Here is a 21,808-nt window from a genome sequence, read left to right as displayed (position 1 = left end):
TGTATTAAACAGAGGTTTATTTTATCGGAAAGGCGAGGGTGTGTCCAGTTATTATTGACCTACGTTCAATAAATCACTATAAGTTCTTGAGGACTATAGCGGCCAAATAAAAAACGGCCGCCCGCAAGGGGCCGCCGCGTTACGATCTATTCGATTAAACCGGCAAAGGCGTCGGTTCGGACAAAGGGGAATCCGGAGACGAGACCGATTTGGCGTTTACGAAGTTCACCATCTCCTCGCAGCCCGGGAGTCTCCGTCCTTTACCGAAAGGCACGCACGTAGGCGTTCCGAAAATAGGATCGCGGACGAGGCGGCAGTTCAGGCCGAACACGTGGCGCACCAGTTCCTCCGTTACGATTTCCTCGGGCTTGCCCGCGGCATAGACCTTCTTGTCGCAAATAGCGACGATGTGGTGCGCATAACGGCAGGCCAGGTTGAGATCGTGGAGAACCATGACGATCGTCGTGTTCTCCTTCTCGTTGAGCTCCCACAGGAGATCGAGAATTTCGATCTGATGCGTCATGTCGAGATAGGTCGTCGGCTCGTCGAGCAGGATCGTGTTGGTCCCTTGCGCAAGAGTCATGGCGATCCAGGCCCGCTGTCTCTGTCCGCCCGACAGCGAATCCACTTGACGCTCGGCCAGCGCAGCCATCCCCGTCGCTTCCAGCGCCTTGGTTACCGCAGCCTCGTCTTCCCGGGTCCACTGCTTCAGCCAGTTCTGGTGCGGATAGCGCCCCTGCTTCACGAGTTCAAAGACGGTCATCCCTTCCGGAGCGGTAGGACCCTGCGGCAGAATCGCCATCTGACGGGCCACTTCCTTGGTGGACTGCTTCGCGATTTCCTGGCCGTTCAGCAGCACGGCGCCGTTCTTGGGCTTCATCAGCCGGGCCATGGAGCGCAGCAGCGTCGATTTACCGCAGCCGTTGCAGCCGATCAACACGGTAATCTGACCCTTCGGAATCTCCAGATCGAGATCCTCGATAATATCCGTTTGATTGTAAGAAAGCGTCAGCGACTTGGTTTCGATCCCATACATACGCTCAATCTCCTTTGCCAAGAAAAGTGGTGTTCATCCAGATGACGAGAGGCGGCTAATCGTTCCGGGCGGCAGTCCGCGCTGCGTATCTCCCGTGTGATAGAACTGTCCGCCGCAAATGCGGATGACAGCAGCCGTATCTGGGCGCAGCGCCTTCCTATCTATATACCGGATCGCTCATTTATGAGTTCCGGGATTTGTACAGCAGATAAATAAAATACGGGGCCCCGACGCAGGCCGTAAAAATCCCGGCCGGATAATCGTGCGGCGGAAACGCCGTGCGGCCGATATAATCGGACACCAGCACGACCAGGGCGCCGAACAGACCCGACGCCGGCAGCAAAGCGCCGTACGCGCTTCCGACAAGCCGCCGCGCCATATGCGGGGCGATCAGCCCGACGAAGGTGATGCCTCCGCCGAAGGCTACGGCCGAACCGGCAAGAGCGGTGCTGAGCAGAATCAGCACGACGCGCTGGCGGTTCACCCGGCTGCCCACGCTAGTGGCGACCGAATCGCCCAGCGCCTGAACGTTAAGGCTGCGAGCCATGTACGCGAGAATCGGAATCAGCACCGCCAGCCATACGGCCAGCGCTCCGACATGGCTCCAATTCGAGCCGTAGACGCTCCCCACCTTCCAGGTAACGGCCTGGGTAGTCAGCACCGGCGGGGCGAGCAGGATCAGCATCGTGTTCACCGCGGACAAAGAAGCCGCGATTCCGATGCCGATCAGCACGAGCCTTACCGGCGGCAGCCCGTTCTTCCAGGCCAGGGCCATGATGACCAGCGCCGTCAGCGAGGCGCCGACGAAAGCCGCAAGCGGCAGCCACTGGGCCTGGGAAAGGAACGTGCTGCTCGTGCCGGTCGTCATCACGATGAAGGCGACGACGAACACGCCGGCGCCGTCAGTGATGCCGATGATATCCGGGGACGCCAGCGGATTGCGGCTGACGCCCTGCAGGATAGCTCCGGCCATAGCCAGCGCCGCCCCTACCATGACCGCCACGAGAACCCGCGGCAGCCGGAACGTGTGAATGACGAGCGCATCCTGCGGCGTGCCCATCCCGAACAGCGTGCGGAGCACCTGCAGCGGGCTGATTTTGATCTCTCCCGTGCCCGTCGAGACGAGCATGAGGAGGAAGAGCAGCACCGCGAGAACCGCGGTGACGAGCAGGGCCCGTTTATCCAGTACAAATGAAATGGACGGCCATTTTAGACGAATATGTTTGTAGCGGCTCATGAGGAAGTCTTAAACCCCCTCCGCGCGATATAGACAAAAAACGGCGTTCCGATAAAGGCCGTCATCACACCGACGGGAACTTCCTGCGGCATGATGATGAAACGCGAAAGCGTGTCGGCCGCCACCAGCAGCAGCGCGCCGCAGATTCCCGCGTACGGGATGACCCAGCGGTGATCGAAGCCGACGAGCGACCGGACAAGGTGCGGCACGATAATGCCGACGAATCCGATCGGGCCCGCCACGGCGACGGAGCCTCCCGCCAGGAAGACAACGACGACGGCCGCGATCAGCTTGATGTAGACCGTGCGCTGTCCCAGCCCGACGGCCACGTCCTCACCCATCATCAGGACGTTGATCTGACTGGACAGCAGCAGGGCGACGAGCCAGGCTGCGCCCAGATACGGCAGCACCGGGAGCAGAATGTCCAGCTTGCGCCCCTCGACCGATCCGGCCAGCCAGTACAGGACGTCCTGGATGCGCGTCTCGTTGGAGAGCAGCACGCCCTGCGTGAGCGAGTTGGCCAAGGCCGCGACCGCCGCGCCGGCAAGCGTCAGCTTCATGGGCGTGAGCCCTTCCCGGCCGACGGAGCCGAGCATGTACACGACCGCCGAAGCGATGGCCGCGCCCAGAAAGGCGATCCACGCCAGCGTGGACAGCGAGCTGACCGACAGCAGGGACATCGCGATCACGATGAGCAGGCCCGCTCCCGCATTAATGCCGAGAAGCCCCGGCGAAGCGAGCGGATTCTTCGTAAGCGCCTGCATGAGCACGCCCGCAATGGCCAGGCTCGAACCGACGGCGGCCGCGATCAGCGCTCTGGGCATCCGCGCTTCGCGGATGATCAGATGCTCGTTGGAGCCGTTAAAAGCACGGTAGGCATCCCAGGCGGTATGCCAGTTGGTGCCCGTATATCCGTAAACGATGCTGCATCCCATAGCAAGTATAAGAAGGGCGACACCGGTCAGAAGTCCTATGGTTTTGAAAGTGTTTGATCTTAGAGGCAAATCGGCAAACCCCTTTGCGAGTAGCGGGCATACCGGACAAACCCTATACGCCCTCTCCCTATTCTTCCCTTAGTGTAAAATACACCCCGCCCAATGTCAATGAAGTTGATAATCATTATCACAGGTAACCGTGACAAAATCCGGGACGTTTATACTTACTCTTATCTAAGAAAAAATACCCATCCGCCCGGGTTCGGGAGAATGGGTACGGCTTTGCGGACCCGCTATCGGATTTCCGATCCGAGCGCGCGGGCAGCCAGCGCCAGAGCGCCGCAGATTCCGGCGTTGTCGCCGAGCTGCGGGTATACGACGTAGTCGGCGATCCCCGCCGCAACTTCCTCTTTCTGAACGTAGCCGTTCAGAAGTTCCTGCAGGCGGGCGTGGATCAGCGGAAACAGCTGCTGCTGTTTCATCACGCCCCCGCCCATGATGATCTTCTCCGGCGACAGGATCAGAATGTAGCTCATCAGCGCCTGGGCCAGGTAATCGGCTTCGAGTTCCCAGGCTTTGTGATCCGTGCCCAGCTCGGTTCCCTTCACTCCCCAGCGCGCCTCGATGGCCGGACCAGCCGCCAGTCCTTCCAGGCAGTCTTTATGGTAAGGACATTTTCCTTCATATGTGTCTTCCGCATTGCGGCGTACGAAGATGTGGCCCATCTCCGGATGCGTGAGCCCGTGCACGAGTTTGCCGCCCACAACGGCTCCGGCTCCGATGCCGGTTCCCACCGTAATATAAAGGCAGCTCTCCAGCCCTTTGGCCGCGCCCCAGGTCGCTTCCCCTAGCGCCGCCCCGTTCACATCCGTGTCGAACTCCATCGGTACGTCGAAATGCTTTTTCAGTTCGCCCAAAATATCATAGTTGCCCCAATGCGGCTTGGGGGTCGTTGTAATATACCCGTAAGTCGGGCTCTTCTTATTGGGATCTACCGGCCCGAACGAGCCTACGCCAAGCGCTTCGATCCCTTTGCCCTCAAAGAATGAAAGGACGCTGCCCATCGTTTCTTCCGGAGTGGTCGTCGGGAAACTTACCCGTTCCAGTACCGTTCCGTCCTCGCTGCCTATCGCACAGACAAACTTGGTTCCGCCTGCTTCAATTGCTCCTAATGTACGCATCTGCTGTGTCCTCTCCTCTTCCGGTTACGAAAACAGACGGGCAGGAGAACGCGTCTCCCGGCCGTCTGTTCCTGTTATGCCCATTGTAAGAGATGCCGGATGGACATGCAATCGTTCCAGTCACACAAATCCGACTATTTTCCGAAAACCATCGACCGGACGGCCTTGTTCAGCCGCTCGGCATTCGCTTCGGTATGCACCGCGTCGCTCAACCTTGTCGTAATCACGTAGACTTTCCCGTTTCTGGAAAGCACATACTCGGTTTCTTCGTAGCCGACTTTTTTTACCGAGTAATGAACGGTAAATTTACGGACTGTCGTACCCAGCAGACTGACGTCCTCCGCTTTGACCTTGTAGTCCGCATCGGCCTCGGCGCTTTTCTCGTGGCCGGCGTTGATTTCAGCGGCTTTCTCCTGCCAGTCGGTTCCCTCCTCCGCGTCTACGGCAAAGTATCCGCCGGTGAAGGTATAGAAGGAAGCGCCGCCTTTTTCGAAATCCGGATCGTCGTAATCTTCCGCGTATTCGCGGGTCCACGTTTCCGGTATTTTCACCGTATACCCGTAGTCCTCATCGGCATACCGGATCGTCCGGTTTTTGTCCAAAATTTCCTGTTCGTCCTGAATGAAGCCTACGCCGGCGTCCATTTTTTTCACATCCAGCCGGATGGAAGAAATAACGGTTCCGAGCAGCTTGTCGGTCTCGTCGGCCTTCAGGTCCTTCGGATAATGGATCGAAAACTTGTATTTATACCCTTCTTTCACCAGATAAACCTGGTGGATGCTGTCCCATTTGTCGCCCATCGTCGCGGAGAACGTAACCTCCCGGGACTCCGTACCGTCCAGCGTTCCCTTTTTGACTTCCGAAGTCTCTCTGTAGGACGCGGCGAAGGTTTCTTCGAAATCCGTTTTGTCCCGTTTCACCCAGGCATCGAGCGTATCCCCAGATGTTTGGGAAGTCACTTCGATGGAGATTCCCTGGCTCATGGTATCGTTCGAATATTGGACATCGGTCCGGTAAGGCGACTCGTTCCATTTATCGGGCAGGGCAAAGGTAAGCCCGTATTCGTTCGACACCTCGTCCCCGCTGCCGCTTTTCGTCTTGGCAATGTCCTTGAGCTTGGCATCCTGCCGGTCGAAAACGGTCCGGAAGCTGTCCAGCAGATCGGCGTAGCTGTTCGGCCCCGCTTTCGTGCCGTTCTCTTTGTCCTGGCTGTAGGTCAAAGCCAGCGAGTACAGCTTGTCATGGTCCTGATAAAGCCGAATCTGGTAGACCATGCCTCCCAGCTTGCCGGTTACTTTGGCGTACGGCTGCGCGCCGCTCTTCACGTACTGCTTTTCCAGAATGGTGCCCATTTTCAGCTCCGCAGCCGTCTTGAGCAGCATGGCCGGAGAAAGCTCGTCGCCCTGATCTTCGACGGAGACGGACAACGTAAAATCGCCTTTGGCGTCGGCAAACCGCACCACCGTGCCGTCCGCGCTCTGGAACTGCTTGATCAGCCCGCTCGGATATTTCATCGACCAATTCTGGTTGCTGTCTCCGATTTTCGTCTTGCCCCGGTCCGTATTCAGTCCCGTATTGTCGGTATTGTCTGTCTGACGGGCATCCTCGGACTTCTCTTCTCCCAGCGCGACCTCGCGGGTTACCGTCTTCCCTCCCGCCTGCACGGTCAGCTTCACGCTCTGTCCGGGCAAATACTGCTTTAATACTTCGTTGTACTGGACGGTCGTGTCCACCGCCTTGTCACCGATAGACACCAAGGTGTCTCCCTCTTCGATGCCCGCCTTCTCGGCCGGCGATCCCGGTTCCACGTGTGAAACCGTCAAGCCGTCATCGGAAGGAAGGCCGACGGCAGCTTCCCAGCTTTCTTCCAGTTTCAGCCCCAGAAACGGGCGTTTCACTTTGCCGTAAGCTTCGAAATGCTTAAGCACGTAATCCACGGTATCCACGGGAATGGCAAACCCGAGATTGTCGACTCCGTACTCCGAGTATTTGAGCGTATTGATGCCGACGACCTCGCCCTTCATGTTCACGAGAGCGCCCCCGCTGTTGCCCGGGTTGATGGCGGCATCCGTCTGGATGAGTCGGTATTGATCGTTCACCGAGCGGTCGATGCCGCTCACGATCCCTACGGTGACGGAGTTCCGCAGCGCGAAGGAAACCGGCGTACCGATGGCGACGACGGTTTCACCCACGCGGAGGCTCTTCGGATCGGCGAACGATGCCGTCTGAAGGCCGGTCGCTTCAATTTTGACCAGAGCCAGGTCGCTCTGTTCGTCCAGATTGGTCACCTTGCCGGTATGAGACTTTCCGTCCGAGGTCACGATGACCAGGTTGCTCATGCTTTTCACCACATGCGCATTGGTCACGATGACCCCGTTCGATTTAATGATCACTCCCGTGCCGTGCGCCAGATCGTAGCGGTCTTTATCTGTGCCTTTATCGGTTTTACCGCCGGTAGGCTTGCCGATGATGGCGACTACGGACGGCGATGTGCGCGCGATAATCTGCGGCAGCTCGTCCGAGTCGGCCGCGGCCCGCACAGGCGTGCCGAACCCGAAGCCGGAAGCGGCTGCCAGCATGATTGCCAGCACAATTCCGCACAGCCGGAAGGTATTGCGGTTTAGCATTGGTAGACCCCATTCCCCATGAAAATTTTGGTAATCTATATATTCCGCTTCAAATCTAGCACATTCCTCCCAAGGTCGGCAATGGAATTTTTTCATGTCAAAGCATCTCGCGCCCGGGCGTTTGCCGGGCACCAAATGCCCAGCCGGCACATACAATACGGCAGCTACTATCCTAACTCCGTTCATGGGAGGAACCTTTATGAATACTTATGTCGTGCAGCCCGGCGACACGCTGTATCTGATCGCAAACCGCTACAACACAACGGTGGAGGCTCTGCTCCGCGCCAACAACTTGTCCACCCCTTATGTCTATGTGGGACAGACGCTGTATATTCCCGCCCCTGGGCCTGTGCCGGGTCCGGGTCCGGGACCGTGGCCGGGACCTGCACCAGGACCGGGACCTGTACCGGGACCCGGCCCTGGCTTCGGGAACCTGGAACAGCGCGTAAACCGCCTGGAGCGCGAATTCAACCAGCTGAACCGGGAAGTGGGCAGACTCACCCGGGAAGTCAACCGGCTCGATCAGCGGCTCGACCGTCTGGAACAGCGAGTTACCAGGCTGGAACGGTAATCGCGGTATCCCCGCAGCGGCAAAAGGACTTTGGAGCCTATTCGTCTCCAAAGTCCTTTTCGTTCTTACGGCGTGTGACGGCCCATAAATTGATAACTTCCTTTGGGGTGCACATTCCATTCTCCGTATATGGAGAACTGCTTCGATCCGGTAGAAACGCCGGACTTTCTAATCAGCGTTCCGCCGTTAGGCAGGAACTGCGCCGTCGAAGAAGGATCTCCGAGCACATCGACGACCTGGCCGTCTTTTTTCAGCACCAGGGCCACTGTGTTCCATTCAGCCGGATTGTAGAACCTGATCCCGTCCTCGTTATAATAGACGGCTGTGGTTTTATCAAAGAAATCGTAAAAGATCGAGTCGATGAAAATATAAGGAACAATAAGCGGTTTGCCCGGCCCCTGATCAAGAAGCGCCTTGCTGATCACGTTCATTTTCCCGGTTTTTTTCATATATTGATGCGCCTCAACGGTATAGCCGGTCGGTTTCTTGCCCGGATCCATATCCCCGCTGTAATAGAGCTCAAACGCGATTCGTCCGTCCCCTCCGTCCAAATATTCCGAGAAGAAAATTTGCGGAGCGCCCTGGGCTTCGGTGACAACCTGGAATACGGCCGCTTTGCCTTGAGCGCCGATTACCCATAAATATGGCGTTTCGTTAGCCAGCGCAAGCGTTTTTCCGTTCAATACGGTAGGACCGCTGATGATGGCATCCGCCGTGCCTTTGTACAAGCGGAACGAGGTCTCACCCGGAAACAGCTCGGCCAAATCGTAAGTGAGCGGGTCTTTTATGCCCTGTTTGGTCCGTACGGTAACGATCTCGTTGTTCACGAGCTGAGCCGTGCGCACGTTAATCCGGAACTCGGCGGTCCCGCCCTTACCGTCGTCTGCCGTAACCGTCACCTGTCCGTCCGCGCTTCCCGTGCCCGGGTTCAGCGTTAAGATATTGCCCGACACGGCAGCCGAAACGGCGGCCGGAGAAAAACCCGACACCGTGTACGACAGAGCATCTCCGTCCGCATCCGCGAAGTACGAAGCGAGATCGAACGTCCGCACATTCGTGACGCCCGGTGTAAGGAGCTGATCGGGGATGTTTTTAACCACCGTCGGCGCGCTGTTCAGATGCTGGACGACACGGATGGCGAATTGTGTACTCTGATCGCCCTCGACCGGGTGGTACACGCTTAGGGTGACCGTAGCCGTACCTTCGCTTATCGGCGTCATGGTCAGTTTTCTGTCCGCCAAAAGAATCGTCGCAACAGAAGTGTCGTACGTATTGGCCGTTACCGTAGCAGCGGCATCAAAGCCCGCCAGAAGGGCGGTCAGATCCAGCAGTTTAGGCGTTCCGAGCTCCACCGTCTGATCCGGGATCGTACCCAGCATATTCGGCATACGCACGTTGACGGTAAAGGTCACGGCGGCCTCGCCGCCCCGTCCGTCTTTGGCGGTGACCCGGAAAGCGGAAGTGCCTACCTGAAGGGCATGCAGCTTCAGCTTCTGCCCGGCTACCTCCCAGGACGCCGTACCCGGAACCGATGACAGAACTTCATAGGTCAGAGGGTCCTGGTCCGCATCCGTAAACAGCTGCGAAAGATCCAGTTCGCCGTCCGCTCTGCCCGCCACGAGGTAAACATCATCCGGATTGCGGACAGCCGCCGGCGCACGGTTAACGGACACGGTGAAAGAGGCGCTCACCTCTCCGCCCTTGCCGTCCTTGGCCGTCAGCTTAATCACGGCCTGTCCGCCTTGGAGCGCCGTCAGCAGCAGGGAGTCGCCCTGCCGGACTGCCCCAACGACGGAAGGATCCGATACGGTATATTCGTAAACAAGCGCATCCTGGTCCGGATCGGTAAATACTTGAACCAGATCCAGAGCGGTATCCGTCTGGCCTACGGCAAGCAGCCTGTCCGCAGGCTGCCGGCTCACAACCGGAGACTGGTTGAAGGGGCTGACGTGAACGGTCAGATCCGCGGTGCCTTCCCCGCCTTTTCCGTCCTTTGCCCGCAGTCTGATGACGGCCGTTCCAGGCTGGTCAGCCTGGATGGTCAACAGGCCGGACTGGACGCTTGCGGTCGCAACCGACGGGTCGCCTGACTCGGCTTCGTAAGTGAGCGCGTCCCCATCCGCATCCGTGAACAGCTGCGAAAGATCGAGAGACGAATCGGCGGCTCCCGGAGCCAAATACACATCAGCCGGATTTTGCGATGCCGAAGGAGCCGTATTTACCGTGAGCTCGAACGTGACCGACGTTTCACCGCGAGACCCGTCATTCGCCACGATATCGTTCTGGGCCGTCACCGTTACGGACGTGCGCCCGGAGCGGAGAGGGGTCAGACTCAGCCCATCCCCGTTTACCGACACATCCGCGATTGCCGGGTCTGCCGAGGAAGTGGAATAGGTCAAATTCCGCAGCGCCTTGTCGCTGAAATAATCGCTCAGCCGCACTGTGCCCGCCCCACCGTTCAACTGGACAAGCTGATCGGGAATAGGCTGGGCAACCGGCAGCGCGTAAACGGTGACCTTGACGGAACCGCTGATTTTATTGCCGTGCTGGTCGTCGACGGATACTTTAATCGTTGCAGTCCCGCTTGCCGCAGGCGTCAAAGTTGCCGTGTACCCGCTCGTGGATACGCTCACGACCCTGTTGCTGCTGGAGATGGCCGAAATTTTCAGCGTGTCTCCATCGGGATCTGTAAAGAATGCCGATAGGTCGATCGAGGCCCCCGTGCCCCTCTCCATGAAAATATATTCAGGGAAAGGAGTTACCTGAACCGGTGCGCCGTTGGATGAACCGGAAGAGGAGGAGCCCCCGGTGCCGCCGGCAGGGGCCGAGCTTCTCGTAACCGCCGAAGTAGGTACACCCTGCCCCAGTGAAACCGCCGCTACCTGGGACGAAGATCCGATTACCACCTGGGAAGTCGCATTCGAGACCTGCAGCTGGTCAATCGTTCCCGTGCCGTCGATGCTTACGGAAGCGGAACCCGTTACGTTCAGCTGCCGGATCGAAGCGCTTCCTGTAATCTGCGCGGGCTGCGAGCTCTGTACGGTAACCTGCTGAAGCGATCCGTGGAGATCCACTTTGGCAGAGCCGTCGGACAGGGTAATATCCGGTACCCGAGCTTCCGCGCCGACTTCCACTTGGGCCGAAGACCGGATGTCCATCTGCTGGACGACGGTTTTACCCGAGGCCACGATCCGCACATTTTCTTTAAGTATAGTCAGGCCGTTCAGCTCGGAATTTTCGAAAACGACCGTATTGTCGTCTCCCCCGGCTACTCTCGTCTGCCCTTTCACTTTGATACCGCTTGCGTAAAAGTCGTTCTCCAGCCCCTTCGCAACGGTCAAATCGCCGTTGACTTGCAGGCCGGTCACGGACAAATAATTATTGGATACGATCAGATCCCCCGGCAGGACGGCCCCGTTCCCTTCCAGTATCAGGTTGCGCGAAAATTCTTCTTCCCCTTCTCCGGCCGGACTTCCGGATGCGCGCAGTTCAAGCGATGTAATCGCGTCGATCTTACGGCCGTTCGCATGAAATTTCAGCTTGGCTTTAGCAAGAACCGCCTTGTTCTTCTCCGTAAAAAGGGCCGCCGTCTCTTCGGACAACTCATATACGACACCGTTCAGTTTGATGTGGCGGGAATCTCTGATCTCCTGGAGGATCATGTCATGTTCGACGGAAAAAAAGGTGGCTAGCAGCATTTCGGCCGCTTCGCCGCGGGAGACGGACCCTGTCGGAAGAAATGAGCCTCCGGCAAGCTTCATGGAACCTTGTTCCAGACTGGCCCGCACGTAAGATTTCGCCCACGGAGCGGTCCGATCCCAGTCTCCGGGCAAAACAGACTCGCTGCCGCCTTCGGAAGAAAGCTCGGCTGCGCGCATCAGCATGGCCGCCATTTCCTGGCGGGTTACGGGAGCTTGAGGGCGGTAGTTCCCCTCTCCGTCGCCTTGGACAATACCGGCCTTGCGGATCGCCTCAATATACGGACTTCCCCAGCTGCTTGCGGAAACATCCTTAAAGGACGAAGACGATGCGTCAAGCGGAAGCTCCAGTGCATGTGTAAGGAGAACCGCCATCTCCACCCGGGTCAACGGATCTTTCGGCCGGAAAGCTTCCGCAGCACCATCGAAAAGCCCCAACTCGACCGCCCGTTGAATATTTTGCAGCGGATTTCCGGTTATCCCCGAAAGATCGGCAAAGCCGGCTTTCTGGGTTGCGGGGGCGGCACTTACGGGCGAGCCTCCCGCCGTTCCGGCGGAAGCTGCCAGAGCGCCTGCCATCAAAACAGATAAAACCTGTGGAATCTTACGTTTCTTTCTCATCTTTCATCTCCGCTTTGGTTGAATTTTCTTTGCTTAAATGATCCGGCTTATCCGACCCTTCTAAATATCACGAGATTGATTCTTTCCGAGGGTTGCCGACTCCTCTTTTAAACGACAAAAAAAGCCATTTGCCCGTAAAAGGCATAATGGCTTTTCATTTCGGAGTAAAGATCAGAAGAGGTCCAGCTGTCTCGGAGCGAGTCCCTGCTCGTCCTCAATGCCGAGCAGCTCCATCATCTCTTTGGCGTTGGCGGCTGCATCTCCGCCGGAATTATTGTTGAAAATAACCGCGACTTCGCGGCTGCTCCGTTCCAGCACCTTAAGACGCTCCTTCCACTCCAGGAGCTCGGCCCGGCTGTAGCGGTACAGGTACCGCACGTCGCGCCAGCTCTTGCCCGGAGGCGCACCGACCCAGCCGCCGTCGTTGCGGCCGTGGAACCGGACCAGCGTCAGGTCCGGATTGGCTGCGCGGAGCACGATCGGCACCGATCCGCTGCCGACCTGGGGCTCGTCGCAGACCGTGTGAATCCAGCCCTCCTGTTCCAGGAAGCCGAGCGTGCGTTCCCGCACTTCCGGGGCATACCAGCTGCGGTGCCGGAACTCCACCGCGAGCGGCAGCCCGTCCAGGAGGCTCTTCGCTTCACGGAGCGCGTCCACATTTTCGCGGGTACAGTCAAACCAGGGCGGATACTGCATCAGCACCGCCGTCAGCTTGCCCGCCTCGCGCATCGGCTCGATGGACTCCGCGAAAGCACGGAACATCTGCTCCGTGCTTTCGAAGGGATTTTTCCCGCGCAGGTGTCCCGTCATACCCTGGTACGCTTTAACGACGAACCCGAAACCGGGCGGCGTCTCCTTCACCCACTTCCGGGTATTGCGCAGGGGCTGGACGGCGTAAAAGGAGCTGTCCAGCTCCACAACCGGAAAATGCGAGGCATACACTCTCAGCTTTTCTTTCTTGTCCGCAGGAGTCGTATAGAGATCGTCATGATCTCCCCAGCCTGCCAATCCGATTCGTATCATGCCAATCCCTCCTCCGGCAGCGTCTTTTATCCGGCTGTAATCAACCGCTTTTTTCCATTTTAACACATATGTACGATTACCCGAATCCTACCCGTTTGCCCCACCCGGCTCAAGGTTCCGGACTGAAGTGCCTTATGACAACAAGAGCATTCGCCAATAATCCCAATAACGAGACTGCACAAAAAGCGCCGGAGAACAATTCCCCGGCGCTTTCCCTAGTATCGGCTGGATCGTTAACGGATTGGAGAAGGGCAGAATTCGTCTCTCACCGTGTAGCAGTGAACGTGTTTAGGGACGGGCACACAGTGATGACGGTTAACGATTTCGATCGGATGAACGACTTCTACGATCTGCGGGTGATAAAAATCTCTGTAGACTCGCGTAGGCGGATCGAATACCTGCTTCTCCGGGCAAAGACAGTGATTATGGTGGTGGTGATGATGATGACTCATATTGAACCTCTCCTCTCGGATATTTCTAATTCAGCATACGGAGGGAGAGACGTTTATGCCTGTTCACTTGCCTATTGCGCGGAGACTTTTTTCCGCTCTTGTCCCAGGGAACATGACCGTAGGCGCCGGCGGCCCTTATCGGACACACGGCCCCTTATCGTGCAGCAAGCACAGGGCGGTGCGCTCACCCGGCGCTATGAGGAGACTGCCGTCTGGAGCAGCCGGCGTTAGTGTCCGAAGAGCATACGCACCCCTTCGAGTGCGAGCCCGATAATAAATCCGCAGACGGCGCCGTTGACCCGAATCCACTGAAGGTCTTTGCCGACCTTGTTCTCGATGAACTCGATTAAGGTGGCATTGTCCATCTTGTCGATATTCTCGCGGACAAGAGCGCCGATTTTGGAATGGTTGCGCTCCACAAACTCGGTGATCTGCGCCTTCAGCCATTCCTCGAGCTTACGCACGGTATCCTCGTCGCTGCGCAGGCGGCGGACGCCTTCTTCAAGCAGCGGCATGACGGTCTCGTCCAGCAGCGGCCCTTCCTGCAGCTGTTCCAGGAGCCGGTCGCGCCAGCTTTCGATCATAGCGGTAAGCCGCTCCTCCAGCCGGAGCCGGTCCGGCAGCTGCCGCGCCAGGTTACCGACGGCTTCGTGCAGCCGCTCGTTGTCTTTGAGGCCGGCCAGCTCCCGGCGGACGATGTCGAGCAGGCCCGCGCGGTTGCGGTGGCCGGGAAGCCGCAGGGCGGCCAGGTTATCGAGCAGCGCATGCTGAAGCATGCCGCCAAGCTTGTCCCCGGACAGAAATCCGAGGAATGCATTCTTGGCGAAGGCCATCAGCCCGTTCATCTCGATTCCCTGGATAACCCCCTCGGCGATCTCCCCGAGGAGGCGGCGCGTCTCGGCCCGCACGGCCCAGCGCTCGGCACGGTCGATCAGGAAATCAATTGCCGGCTCTTCGTAGCCGTGCGACAGCACCTGATCGACCGCCAGCCCCACGGCCGCGGCCGGGTCCATTTTGCCCGCCGCCTGCCGGATTTGCTGCGAGGCAAAAGCGGCGATCTGCTCGGCGGGCAGACGCTCCAGCGCGTAGCGGCAGGCGCTGCGCACCGCCTCGCGCGCGCCTTCCGAGCGGAGCGCTTCTTCCGCTTTGACGAGCATCGTCTCGACAAGGCGCATTTGGCCGATCCGCAGCGCGATGCTTTCCTTGCCCAGCAGGTTGTCTTCCACCGCGGAAACGACCGCCTTCGTCATCTGGGCGCGGTTGTTCGGCAGCAGCGCCGTATGCGGGATCTTGATCCCCAGAGGGTGCCGGAAAAGAGCCGTGACCGCAAACCAGTCCGCGAGTCCCCCGACAAGGCCCGCTTCGAAGCCGCTCTGCAGAAAGGCTCCCGCGGTATGCGGAGCGAAAGGAAGCGTGGCCAGGAAGCCCGCTCCCATCACACCGAGCGAAACCGTCGCGATATGTTTGGTCTCTTTAGGTTTTTTCTCTCTCGATTGAAGTTCCTGCATAGATGAATCCCTCCGACAGGGCATAACCGGGTGGGCAAACGGATGCCGCCGGTTTCCTGGTTTTTATCGTTAACAGCATTATCGCCGATTTTTCCTATGAACTCCAGAGGGTGCGTACTCCGCCGCCCGGGATACCGAAGCGGGGCTGCCTTTGTACGTATGTACGCAGACAGCCCCCTCGTTTTTGGTTCCCTTATCGTTGCCCCGGCAGGTCCTAGACGTCCAAGGTCTCGCCCGGAGCGAGCCGAACGCCTTCCTGATACGCCTGCTTCAGCTTTTGAATCCATTCGCTTGCATCCTGCTTGATCACGTCGAACGTATTGTAGTGGGTCGGAATGTATTTTTTGGCGCGCAGCCATGTAGCCGCAAGCACCGCTTCATCCGGTCCCATCGTAAAAACATCTCCGATCGGCAATGCCGCCACATCGATGTTGTACATTTCTCCGTACAGCTTCATATCTCCGAAAAGGGCCGTGTCGCCCGCGTGATAGAACGTTTTGCCGCCCATGGTCAGCAGAATGCCCCCGGGTTGTCCCCCGTCCACGAATTTGCCCGGCTCTACCTCAATGCTGGAGGAATGGAAAGCGAGCGTATATTTGACGGTGCCCCATTCGAACTTGGCGCTGCCGCCGATGTTCATGGCAAAGGTTTTGAGTCCCTTGGATGCGAAATAAGAAGCAATTTCAAAGTTTGCGATAATGACGCAGTCATTTTTGCGGGCGATTTCCTCGGCATCCACGATGTGGTCACTATGGCCGTGTGTAAGCAGGATGGCGTTCACTTGAATTTCTCCCGGATCGGCTACAGCCAGTGCATTTCCGCTTAGAAAAGGGTCCAAGAGTACCCGGTATCCTTCGTTTTCTACCAAAAAACACGAGTGTCCGTGATAAGTAATTTGCATATGAGCGCCTCCTTCAAGTTTCAACTTGTTCATTACCCCGTTGATGGGCTTCCGAAACATCCATTATAACCGGTAGGTGTATGTATAAAATGCGGCCTGCAAACAGACCTTTCAATGGAAGTGTGCCCAGCGGAACGCCGGTTCAAACAGGATCTTTCGGTTCCCTGTCTCTATTAAACCCCAAACTGGAAGGCGAATACAACTATTCGGGTATGCAAAAAGCCCTCTTGCACGGACAGGCGGTGGTCATCGCCAAGCATCTGTCCGCTTCAAAGGGCTTCATCTAAATCGCGGGTTCATGGTCTATTGTTCATCTCTCAGCCAAGCAGACGCAGGACATAGACCTCCGCGATGCCGAGCAGCGAGAGCAGCACCGAGCCCAGCAGCACGGCTGCGGAAGCCCGGAGGCCGTGACGCCGGAACACGGCCAGGTTCACGTTCAAGCCGAGCCCCGCCATCGCCATCGCGATAAGCAGGTAAGCGCCTTGAACGGCGGCGGCCGCGGCGGGCGGCGGTACGATCCCGATCGTGTTCAGAGCGGCGGCCGCCAGGAAGCCCACGATGAACCACGGGACCGGAACGCCCGCCTTGCGGGGAGCGGCGTCCCCGGCTGCGCGGGAAGCCGCGGAGCCCGCGGCGCCTTCGCCGGCGCCCCGGCGTTCCCGCCGCGCCGCCCAGACGCCGAGTGCCAGAGCGACCGGCGCGAGAAGGGCCACGCGCGTCAGCTTCGCGACGAGCGCGCTGTCTACCGCGGCACTGCCGCCCGGAGCGGCGGCCGCGATGACATGGGCGATCTCGTGCAGCGTCGCGCCCGAGAAGAAGCCGTACTCGGCGGACGAGAAGCCGAGCAGCGGATACACCAGCGTGTACGCTACCGTGAACAGCGTGCCGAGCAGCGCGATAACCGTGACGCCGACGGCCGTTTCGTCGTCGTCCGCCTTGATTTGCGGAGAGATGCCGGCGATAGCCGCCGCCCCGCAAATCCCGGTGCCGCAGGCGCTCAGCATCGCGAGGCGCGGGCCTACGTTCATCCGCCGGGCGATGGCGTATACGACGACGGTCGCGAAGAGGATGTTGCCCGCCGACGCGGCGAACACGGCCGGCCCCGCATGGACCACATCCAGCAGGCTGAGGCGCATGCCGAGCAGGATGATGCCCGCGCGGAGCAGCTTCTTGCTGGCGAAGGCCAGCCCGGCCGGGGCGGATGCCGGCACGGGAGCGGCGGCACGCCAGGCGATGCCGAGCAGCAGGGCGAGCACGAGCTGCCCGACGACATTCAGGCCCGGAATGAGGGCGAGCGCTTTGGCCGCGAGGGCCAGCGCAAGCGTCATTCCGAGGCCTGTCGCGAGGCGGGCGGCGGCTTTACCGAGCCCGGGCCCGGGCTGCACGGCTGCGGAGACAGCCCGAACAGCTTCGGCTGCGGGCTCGGCGGAAGCTGCGGCAGCAGAAGCGGAGGCGGATGACCCGGAGACTGCGCTGCCGGAGGCCGCTGCCGGGATGGCGGGCGCGCTGCCCGCTTCGACGGAGCCGGGAGTACCTGCCTCGCGCCCGGCTGCGAAATCCGAGGCGGCAAGCGTACCGGCTTTTCTTTTCGGCACAGCCGGGTGTGTCTCTTCCGGCCGTGTTTCTTCTTTTATAACAGGAGATGCTGTTCTGTCTTGAGAAACGGTGCTTAATCGTTCGTTTATTAGAGAGCGGTTTTCACTCGCATCCGTCTTTGCTTTTCCCGTTTCCCTTAAAGCCGGGGTTCCTAACCGCTGCGTGAAAGTTTTCATCTGTCGACCCCTCCAGTTCGTTTCTGGCTCGTGTTCACACGGCTGTCGAACGCGTTCTTTATTTTCACTATAAGAGGACGTGCGGGGGAACGGAAATACAAATACGCGATGCCAATCATTACAAAAACTTATGATACAATGGAGGCAAAGGCCGGACGCTCTTTTCGCTTTTACAAAAGGGCTTTTGAACCGCCAGGTTTTCAGCCGCATGCAGCCGCTTTCCGGCTGTCTTTCCACACTCAATCGTTGCGGAGGGATTTACGATGATCGTCGACCATTTGCGCGTGTTTGCCGCCGTGGCGGAGCAGCGCCATTTTTCCCGGGCCGCCGAGGCCCTGAATATTTCCCAGCCCGGCGTCAGCCAGCATATCCGGAATCTGGAGCAGGAGTTCGGCGCCAAGCTGATGATCCGCTCTCCCAAACAAGTCAAGCTGACGGAAGCCGGAGAGCTTCTTTATGCGAGAGCCAAAAAAATTTTGCGCCTCTACGAAGAAGCCCGGCAGGAAATCAACGCTTTGCAGCACGTCGTGACGGGATCGCTTAAAATCGGCGCCAGCTTTACGATAGGCGAATATATCCTCCCCCGCCTGCTGGCCGATTACGCCAAGCATTACCCGAAGGTGGACATCCAGTCCACGATCGCGAACACCGTCGAAGTGGTTCAAGGCGTGCGCCGAGATCATTTCCACATCGGGCTGATCGAGGGGATCGCGGACGCTCCGGACGTAGAGATCGAACCTTTTATGGAAGATGAAATGATTCTCATTGCTCCCCGCGATCATCCTCTGACACGGGAACCGTTCAAGCTCCAGTCCTTGCAGAACGAGACGTGGGTTTGGCGGGAGCCCGGTTCGGGAACCCGCGATTACAGCGACAGGCTGATCGCCGAATGGCAGCTGAACGTGAAGCGCTCCTTTATGTTCAGCAGCTCCCAGAGCGTGAAAGAAGCGGTGTCCGCCGGCCTCGGGATCGCTCTATTGTCGAGATGGATCGTGCGCAAGGAGCTGGAATCGGGAGAAATCGTCCATCTGGGAGCCGGCGGCCGCCGTCTGACCAGGACGCTGACGATGGTGCGCAGAGCCGCGGGTGAAAACTCGAAGGCACTGGAAGTATTCGTCCAGAAAGTTCGCGGCGCTCATGAGGCGATGCAGGTTCCGGGCCCCTCCGCACCCTGACCGGTCTCCGGTCCGATTCCATGCGCAGCCCGACTGCCGCTGTCTTCGGTTCCGTTCTTCTTCCTGTTCCAAAACTCCCCTGCTTCACATGTCCCTTCCCGGCGTTAAATAGTCGGTAGCCTGTAACGGCCTGCCCCTACCCCTGCGGAAGTCTATAGACTCCCCGCACCGGCGGACAGACAGGCTCCGTTACGTCCATTACAAGTACGGGGAGAATGCGCATGGAGCCCTTAAAACGAACCGAACGAAAACTTTTACCCCCGGTCAGCTCTTCGGAAGATACACGGAAGCAAACCGAAAAAAGCTGGCTCTCCTCGAATTGGCTGAAGAGCGGTATCCTGCTTCTCGTCTTTTTCATCTGGGCCGGTATCGTGGCCGCCGTTCATACACACAAAGCTTTGCCTCCGGGCCTGTCGTTCGAAGGAAAAGCCTACCGGGCGGAGAGCGTGGATTTTCTCTATGATCTTTCCTATAAAAAAGACGGCGGCTATCATCAGGAACAGATGATTTTCGACCGGGTCAACCAAGCTATCGCGGAAGCGAAGGAATTTATCGTGGTCGATATGTTCCTGTACAGCGGGTACTATGACAACGACCAGTCCTTCCCGCCTCTGAGCGGACAGCTGACGGAAAGCCTCCTGGACGCCAGGCGGAGACACCCTGCCATGCCAATCACGGTCGTTTCCGATGAGGTGAACACGACCTACGGCTCGCACCCGTCTCCGGAGCTTGAGCGGCTCAAGGCGGCCGGTATCAGGGTCGTACTCACGGATACGGACCCGCTGAGAGACTCCGTCCCGCTGTACTCCGCCGTCTGGCGGATGGGGTTCCAGTGGTTCGGACAGTCGGGCAAGGGCTGGCTGCCCAACCCTCTGGCGGATTCCGCCCCCAAAGTGACGCTGCGCTCTTATTTGAAGCTTTTCAATGTCAAAGCGAATCACCGTAAAGTGGTCGCCACCGAAAATACGGCGCTGGTGCTGTCCGCCAACCCGCATGACGCCAGCTTCAACAACTCGAATATCGGGTTTCAGATAACCGGCAGCAAGGATTTCATCTCCGAAGTCGTCGGAACGGAGCAGGCCGCTTCCGTTATGTCGGGCGGGCCCGCGCAGCTTCAGCCGAAGGCGGCCGATAAGCAGGGGGAACCCGCACGTCCGGAAGCGGCGTCCGGAAACGGAACGCCAGAACCTGCTGCGTCCTCCAAGGACGCCGTGACCGTACGTCTGCTTACGGAAGGGAAAATCTATTCCCGCCTGCTTGACAGTATCTCGGCAGCGCCCAAGGGCAGCGAGATCCGCATGGGGATGTTCTATCTCGCCGACCGCAAGGTCATCGACGCTCTGCTGGCTGCTTCCGCGCGGGGCGTGTCCATCCAGCTGCTGCTCGATCCGAACCAGAATGCGTTCGGGCACAGCAAGACCGGGATTCCGAACCGTCCGGTCGCCGCGGAGCTGAGGAAGAAAACGGGCGGTAAAATCGCCGTTAAATGGTACAACACCGCACAGGAGCAGTTTCACACGAAGCTGATCGACATCCGTCATCCGGACGGCAACGCCGTCATTAACGGAGGCTCCGCCAATTTCACGCCCCGTAATCTCGACGATCTTAATCTGGAAACGAACGTGGAGATAACGGCCCCGGCAGGCAGCAAAATTACACGGGACCTCGACCGCTACTGGGACCGCCTGTGGAATAACCGGGATGCAGAGTATTCCCTGGAGTATCCGGCCTACGAGGATAAGCTGGTCGGCATCAAGCGAATCGTCTATCATCTGCAGGACATGCTCGGATTTACGACTTACTGAATTCTTAGTTCTCTACTTGGAACAGGGATTTCTGACAGAAGTAGGCCATTCTTTTTCCCCGGCGACTATGGTATAGTTGCAAGTGGATTTAGAAAGGTGGGACATCACGTGAATACATCTCCAACTCCGGCTTCCACCAAAAGCAGACCGCGTGCTGCTTACTGGAAGCCTTTTATATTTATCGCCATTCTCATAGGCGGGTTGTTTTACGTAAAGTGGGAGCCCTACTTCCACAAAGCGCTTATCGCGGCGGCCAAGCACGACATCGGGAAGTCGATTCTCGCAGGTTCCGCCGAGCCTTCGCTGGCCGCGGCTTGGGACTATACCGTCGTCTATTTCAAAGCCGTCTGGAAAGCCGCGATTCTCGGCATCGTCCTCGGTTCTCTGCTTCAGGTGCTGATCCCGCAAGACTGGCTGAAGCGGGTGTTCGGCAAGCGCACTTTCGGCAGCACAGTAGCCGGCGGACTTAGCGCCATGCCCGGCATGATGTGCTCCTGCTGCGCCGCTCCGGTAGCGGTCGGCATGCGCAAGCAGTCGGGCTCCATCGGATCCGCTCTCGCCTTCTGGATCGGCAATCCGGTACTGAACCCGGCGACGATCATTTTCATGGGCTTCGTGCTTGGATGGAAATTCGCCATTCTGAGAATCGCCGCGGGGATCGTGCTCGTGTTCGGCGTCTCGTACTGGGCGGAGCGCCTCGTCAAGAAGGACGATGCAGTGACCGGCGAGCTCCCGCAAACGCCGGTTATGCAGCCGCAGTCCGGGCCGGTCGTCGTCCGCTGGCTGAAAGCGCTCTGGACGATGTTCTGGACCGTCGTTCCCGTCTATTTCATCGCCGTATTCATACTCGGCGCCGCACGCGCTTGGCTGTTCCCGGCCCTCGATCCCGCGATCGGTAACAGCCTCGTCGCCTTGATCGGGCTCGCTTTGGCCGGAACCCTGTTCGTCATCCCGACCGCCGCGGAAATTCCGATCGCCAAAACGATGATGGCCCTGGGCCTGGGCACGGGACCGGCCGCCGCGCTAATCATGACACTGCCTGCGGTCAGCCTGCCGTCCCTCATTATGGTGCGAAAGGCTTTTCCCGCGCGAGTGCTCTGGTTCACAGCCGGTATGGTTGCCCTGACGGGAATCGTAACCGGCGTGGTCGGCATTTTCGTCCTATAAGTTCAGAGTTTGGGTTCAGGTTTTAGTCTATAAAATAAATTTCAGCGAGAGGGCCGATACCCCTCTCGTTTTTCTTTTCCGCAAACAAAAGAAAGC

Annotated in this window: 16 protein-coding genes; 5 read left to right on the top strand and 11 right to left on the bottom strand. The window is 58.6% G+C overall.

Features of this window, described 5'->3' with window-relative positions; translation table 11 throughout:
* Positions 1–154 precede the first annotated feature (154 nt).
* From ABH899_RS16320 to ABH899_RS16300, 5 genes are all read right to left on the bottom strand, one after another.
* Positions 155–1,036 carry an ABC transporter ATP-binding protein gene (locus ABH899_RS16320; protein WP_369998139.1) on the bottom strand — a complete coding sequence of 294 codons (882 nt, stop codon included), beginning with the start codon at positions 1,034–1,036 and terminating at the stop codon, positions 155–157.
* A gap of 181 nt (positions 1,037–1,217) precedes the next feature.
* Positions 1,218–2,273 carry a FecCD family ABC transporter permease gene (locus tag ABH899_RS16315; RefSeq protein WP_369998136.1) on the bottom strand — a complete coding sequence of 352 codons (1,056 nt, stop codon included), beginning with the start codon at positions 2,271–2,273 and terminating at the stop codon, positions 1,218–1,220.
* Positions 2,270–3,277, bottom strand: coding sequence for a FecCD family ABC transporter permease (locus ABH899_RS16310; RefSeq protein WP_218230515.1), 1,008 nt, complete (start codon positions 3,275–3,277; stop codon positions 2,270–2,272). Before ABH899_RS16310 ends, ABH899_RS16315 begins: the two co-directional genes overlap by 4 nt.
* A gap of 224 nt (positions 3,278–3,501) precedes the next feature.
* Positions 3,502–4,389, bottom strand: a complete 888-nt coding sequence (locus ABH899_RS16305) for an ROK family protein (RefSeq protein WP_369998132.1) — start codon at positions 4,387–4,389, stop codon at positions 3,502–3,504.
* 134 nt (positions 4,390–4,523) lie between these two features.
* Positions 4,524–7,016 carry a S1C family serine protease gene (locus ABH899_RS16300; RefSeq protein WP_369998130.1) on the bottom strand — a complete coding sequence of 831 codons (2,493 nt, stop codon included), beginning with the start codon at positions 7,014–7,016 and terminating at the stop codon, positions 4,524–4,526.
* Between the two features lie 199 nt (positions 7,017–7,215).
* On the opposite strand from ABH899_RS16300, the gene ABH899_RS16295 reads away from it, so the two are divergent.
* Positions 7,216–7,587, top strand: coding sequence for a LysM peptidoglycan-binding domain-containing protein (locus tag ABH899_RS16295; protein WP_369998127.1), 372 nt, complete (start codon positions 7,216–7,218; stop codon positions 7,585–7,587).
* A gap of 65 nt (positions 7,588–7,652) precedes the next feature.
* Here the strand turns inward: ABH899_RS16295 and ABH899_RS16290 are convergent, their stop codons facing one another.
* The 5 genes from ABH899_RS16290 to ABH899_RS16270 form a co-directional block, all read right to left on the bottom strand.
* A complete protein-coding gene (locus tag ABH899_RS16290) occupies positions 7,653–11,906 on the bottom strand; it encodes an Ig-like domain-containing protein (RefSeq protein ID WP_369998124.1) in 4,254 nt (1,417 codons plus the stop codon).
* A gap of 171 nt (positions 11,907–12,077) precedes the next feature.
* Positions 12,078–12,929 carry a DUF72 domain-containing protein gene (locus ABH899_RS16285; RefSeq protein WP_369998121.1) on the bottom strand — a complete coding sequence of 284 codons (852 nt, stop codon included), beginning with the start codon at positions 12,927–12,929 and terminating at the stop codon, positions 12,078–12,080.
* Positions 12,930–13,162: 233 nt separating this feature from the next.
* Positions 13,163–13,381 (bottom strand): hypothetical protein, encoded by a 219-nt coding sequence (locus ABH899_RS16280; protein WP_016423684.1) that lies wholly within the window; start codon positions 13,379–13,381, stop codon positions 13,163–13,165.
* Between the two features lie 227 nt (positions 13,382–13,608).
* Positions 13,609–14,889: a DUF445 domain-containing protein gene (locus ABH899_RS16275; protein WP_009675851.1), complete on the bottom strand. Its 1,281-nt coding sequence runs from the start codon at positions 14,887–14,889 to the stop codon at positions 13,609–13,611.
* A 214-nt stretch (positions 14,890–15,103) separates the two neighbouring features.
* Positions 15,104–15,790, bottom strand: a complete 687-nt coding sequence (locus ABH899_RS16270) for a metal-dependent hydrolase (RefSeq protein WP_009675829.1) — start codon at positions 15,788–15,790, stop codon at positions 15,104–15,106.
* Between the two features lie 89 nt (positions 15,791–15,879).
* On the opposite strand from ABH899_RS16270, the gene ABH899_RS16265 reads away from it, so the two are divergent.
* Positions 15,880–16,077 (top strand): hypothetical protein, encoded by a 198-nt coding sequence (locus ABH899_RS16265; RefSeq protein WP_369998116.1) that lies wholly within the window; start codon positions 15,880–15,882, stop codon positions 16,075–16,077.
* Positions 16,078–16,107: 30 nt separating this feature from the next.
* On the opposite strand, the gene ABH899_RS16260 is transcribed toward ABH899_RS16265, so the two are convergent.
* On the bottom strand, positions 16,108–17,121 hold the full coding sequence (locus ABH899_RS16260) for a YeiH family protein (RefSeq protein WP_483312622.1): 1,014 nt from the start codon (positions 17,119–17,121) through the stop codon (positions 16,108–16,110).
* 707 nt (positions 17,122–17,828) lie between these two features.
* Here ABH899_RS16260 and ABH899_RS16255 point away from each other — a divergent pair.
* The 3 genes from ABH899_RS16255 to ABH899_RS16245 all read left to right on the top strand — a co-directional run bounded on the left by ABH899_RS16255 (position 17,829) and on the right by ABH899_RS16245 (position 21,712).
* Complete coding sequence (locus ABH899_RS16255) at positions 17,829–18,740, top strand: LysR family transcriptional regulator (protein ID WP_369998110.1); 912 nt, start codon at positions 17,829–17,831, stop codon at positions 18,738–18,740.
* A gap of 221 nt (positions 18,741–18,961) precedes the next feature.
* The gene (locus ABH899_RS16250; protein WP_369998107.1) at positions 18,962–20,545 is read left to right on the top strand and encodes a phospholipase D family protein; all 1,584 of its coding nucleotides are present in this window, start codon (positions 18,962–18,964) and stop codon (positions 20,543–20,545) included.
* 108 nt (positions 20,546–20,653) lie between these two features.
* Complete coding sequence (locus tag ABH899_RS16245) at positions 20,654–21,712, top strand: permease (RefSeq protein ID WP_369998104.1); 1,059 nt, start codon at positions 20,654–20,656, stop codon at positions 21,710–21,712.
* Positions 21,713–21,808 lie beyond the last annotated feature (96 nt).

The sequence above is a fragment of the Paenibacillus sp. RC84 genome (genome assembly GCF_041260495.1).
Classification (GTDB): domain Bacteria; phylum Bacillota; class Bacilli; order Paenibacillales; family NBRC-103111; genus Paenibacillus_F.
This window is presented reverse-complemented; position numbering and strand designations above follow the sequence as displayed.